Here is a 2,894-nt window from a genome sequence, read left to right as displayed (position 1 = left end):
ACCAGGCCGACGACGCGGGCCGGGAGCACACCAACGTGGTGCACCTGCCGGTGCGTCCTGCCGCCGCCCCGGCCGACACGGTCGCGGGCACGGCCGGGCTGGAACCGGACGCCGCGCTCGTCGGTGAGCTGTTGACCGACGAGGAGTCCGCCGAGCTGGACCGCCGCATGGCGGCGCAGAAGGCACGAGCTCGCGCCGCCGCCGGGGCGGTGGTGGCGGTGGTGCGTACCGGTGTCACCCACGACCGCACCCGTCGCGTGGTGCGCGGGGTGGCGCGTAACGCGCTCTACGTTCCGGCCGGCGGTGCGGTGGTGGCGCGGCAGGTGTGGGAGGCGCACACCACCGCCCGCTACGAGCGGATGATGCGCGCCGCCGAGGCCGCGGGCGACTTCGGGGCGGTCGCGGAGTGGGAGGAGCGCCGCGCGCGGTTCCTCGCCGAGCGACACCGCCGCACGATGGCGTGGCTGCACGCGCCGGTCGCGGTGGTCAAGGCGGCGCTGGTCGCGCTGGTCGCGCTGGTCGGGGTGCTGGTGCTCGCCGGGGTGGTCCTGGCGGTCACCCGCGCCGAGCTGGCCGCGTTCCTGGCGCCGTTCCTCACCGCGTTCGCGGTGCTGTCCGGCGTGGTGACCGTGATCGACGCGGTGTGGGGTGCGGTGTCCGTGCTCGCGCCGTTCGCCGCCGTGGGGTACCTGTGGCACGTCGGACGTACCCGCACCACCCCTCCGGCGTGGGCGGCGGGTCGCACCGAGGACCGCCAGGACGTGCCGATCACCCCGTCGGTGCTGGTCACGGCGCTGCGTGACCTCGGCGTCGCGAAGCTGACCAAGGCCATCAAGGACATGGGCGACGCCGGAGCCGGGATGCTCGGGCTGATCCGCATCGCCGGGTGCGGGGTGGAGGTGGACGTCACCCTGCCCTCCGGTGTGTCCACGAAGGACGTCAAGGACAAGCGGCAACGCCTGGCGGAGAACCTGTTCCGTCACGAGCACGAGCTGTTCATCACCATCCCGCCGGCGGCGCGCACCGTGCGGCTGTGGATCGCCGACCCCGGCGCGCTGGACGAGCCGATCGGACCGTCCCCGCTGACGCTGGACGACACCCTGACCGCGGACATGTACACCGGGCGGGCGCCGTGGGGTCAGGATCTTCGCGGGGAGTCGGTGCTGCTCCCGCTGCTTCAGCGGCACCTGCTGATCACCGGTCTGTCCAACCAGGGCAAGACCGCCGCCCTGCGCGCGTTGGCGCTGTGGCTGGCCCTGGACCCGACGGTCGAGTTCCGCATCGCCGACCTGAAGGGCATCGGCGACTGGCACATGTTCGTCGGCCTGGCCACCGAGATGATCGCCGGCCCCACCGACGAACACGCCTGCGCCGCCACGCACATGCTGGAGAAGGGGGTCGAGGAGATGGAGCGCCGCCTGGCCGCCGTGGACCCCGACACCCACAAGAACGGCGTCACCCGCGACCTCGCGCGCGCCGGCACCGGCTTCCACCCGCTCGTGCTGATCGTGGACGAGGCACAGCAGGCGTTCATGAACGTCGCCATCGGCGACGACAAGCGGCCCTACGGCGGGCAGAAGAGCACCAGCCGCTACTTCATGGCCGCCCGCAAGATCCACAACCAGGGGCGCGCGGTCAACGTCATCCTCTGGCAGGGCACCCAGAACCCCACCGACCAGAACCTCCCCAAGCTCGTGCGCGAAGGCGCGCACATCCGCGCGTCCCTGGTGCTGGGCACCGAGGCCGAGTCCCGCATGGCGCTGGGCGACAAGGCCGTCAACGCCGGGGCCGCCCCCCACGAACTGCGCCAGGGCTTGGACAAGGGAACCCTCGTCGTCGCCGGTGACGGCGTCCCGCTGCCCCCGCAACAGGCCAGCATCACCGTGCGGACCCACTTCATCGACGGCGACGACGCCACCGCCATCGCCGACCGCGCCAAGACCCTGCGCGGCCGACGCGCCACCACCATCACCGAGGCCGCGCCCGCGCGCGACCTGCTCGCCGACGTCGCGCAGGTGATGGGGGAGGAGGTCCGGGTCCGGACCGAGGTCGTGCGCCAGCGCCTGGCCGAACTGGACACCGGCACCTACGAGGGCATGACCGCCGACGACCTGACCAAGGGCCTGGCCGACGACGGCGTGGAGCCCTACAAGTACAACGGCCGTATGCACCTGCGGCTCAGCGAAGTCCGCCAGGCAATCACACAACGTGACGAAGCTGCTGGGGAGTGAGCCGGGGAGAACCCTGGGGAGGCGCGCCACGGTTGGGGAGCACTCCCCAACCCCCTCCCTGGCCCGCCTCCCCAAGCGTCACCAGCGCCAACGCCACTTTGGGGAGCTGGGGAGCCCAACGGCCCCCACCTGCTAAAACCCCCTGAGAACCGCACTTCCGCATGGCTGGCCCGGCCTCCCCATGTCGCCCTCGCGCGCCCATGCGTGGTCACAGACAGTTACCGGAAGGTTCGTGATGGACAACGTCATGCACATCGCCGGCGACCTCGCCGTCATCGCCCACACCTGGGGTCTCACCAGCCGCCCGAAAGCCCTGTGCGGGGTGCGCATCACCGGCGCACCCGAGAACGCCCCGTTGTGCCAGACCTGCCGCAAGCGCGCCGGCTGGACCCACGACAAGCGCCACTAGCCCGCCGACCGGACCGAACGCCCAGCACAGCAAGGGGGGACGTGACATGTGCAGAACAGGCGGACGCCGCTGCGACGGCAGCCGGCACAGCAGCCGAGCCACCCAGACCACCCGTCAGCGGGTCTTCCGCGCCCGCAAAGCCCTACAGCAGGCCAAAACCAGCGGAGACCAAGACGCGATCGACGCCGCGCGACAACGCCTCGCCGACGCCCGCGCCGCACACCAGGAAGCCAAAAACACCATGCACCACAACG

At 71.9% G+C, this 2,894-nt stretch carries 2 protein-coding genes; both read left to right on the top strand.

Going from position 1 to position 2,894, the window contains the following annotated elements:
* Positions 1–2,231 (top strand): ATP-binding protein (locus tag ACFQ3T_RS35590; protein ID WP_380730374.1); only part of this gene is annotated, 2,231 nt, incomplete at its 5' end.
* Positions 2,232–2,466: 235 nt separating this feature from the next.
* Positions 2,467–2,640 carry a hypothetical protein gene (locus ACFQ3T_RS35585; protein ID WP_380730372.1) on the top strand — a complete coding sequence of 58 codons (174 nt, stop codon included), beginning with the start codon at positions 2,467–2,469 and terminating at the stop codon, positions 2,638–2,640.
* Positions 2,641–2,894: the final 254 nt, after the last annotated feature.

The sequence above is a fragment of the Saccharothrix hoggarensis genome, assembly GCF_042678885.1.
Lineage (GTDB): Bacteria > Actinomycetota > Actinomycetes > Mycobacteriales > Pseudonocardiaceae > Actinosynnema > Actinosynnema hoggarensis.
Note: the sequence above shows the minus strand (reverse complement) of the source record. Positions and strands in the feature narration are given on the sequence as shown.

What these genes read in the sequence shown, in the direction of transcription:
- ACFQ3T_RS35585 (WP_380730372.1), top strand. Translation starts at nt 2,467, where the DNA reads ATGGACAACGTCATGCACATCGCCGGCGACCTCGCCGTCATCGCCCAC.